1 protein-coding gene and 1 pseudogene are annotated in these 656 nt (G+C 42.1%); both read right to left on the bottom strand.

Translation table 11 applies throughout. The features are described from left to right. Positions 1-507: RNA-guided endonuclease TnpB family protein (locus tag DW694_RS16690; protein ID WP_147420749.1), on the bottom strand; the 507-nt coding region annotated here is incomplete at its 3' end. After that, positions 507-656 (bottom strand): annotated as a pseudogene (locus tag DW694_RS16685) (transposase); the annotation flags it as partial. The gene DW694_RS16690 and the pseudogene DW694_RS16685, both read right to left, overlap by 1 nt.

The raw sequence follows: 656 nt of genomic DNA, 5'->3' as shown, positions 1-656 counted from the left end.
TTCCGGTTCAAAATCAACATTTAAAACCGCAAAATATTTTCCAGCCGGTGTGTGCTCAATGATCACGTGATTAATCTTTTCCACTTCCATCGACTGCCGTATTTTAACAAATCCAAGTTTCGGAAGTTTGATATATCTTCCCACAATACGAATATTATCTTTTTGATTTACCGTTCTGTATGACTGGAACCGGTTATGTTTACTTTTGAAGGTTGGATAGGAAGCCCGTTTCTGAAAGAAATTCACAAATCCCCGGTCGAGATCCCGCAGAGACTGCTGTAATGCAATGGAATCTGCTGCTTTCAGAAAAGCAAACTCCTCTTGCTTTTTCAGTTCAGTCAGCATGGCGGAAGTCTGGGAATAGCCGATCTTTTCCCCATTTTCATAGCCTTCCTTACGCATGGCAAGTCCCCGGTTGTAGATGAACCGGCAACATCCCAGGGTCTGATGGATGAAGTTTTTCTGTTCTCTGTTCGGGTAGATTCTGAATTTAATTCCTTTTTGCATTATCCCATCTTATCCTTTTGTCTCTGCGATGTTTTCTGGTTTTCAATATACTGTTTTACTGCTTCCATCGGGGCACCGCCCACCGTCGATACAAAATAGCTGTTGTCCAGAGAGTCGGCATTTTCGTTTTAAGATAGGGAAATTCCTGT

It is taken from the genome of Ruminococcus sp. AM26-12LB (genome assembly GCF_003480785.1).
GTDB lineage: Bacteria > Bacillota > Clostridia > Lachnospirales > Lachnospiraceae > Blautia_A > Blautia_A fusiformis.
The sequence above is the reverse complement of the archived record's forward strand: the minus strand, read 5'-3'. Positions and strand labels throughout refer to the sequence as shown.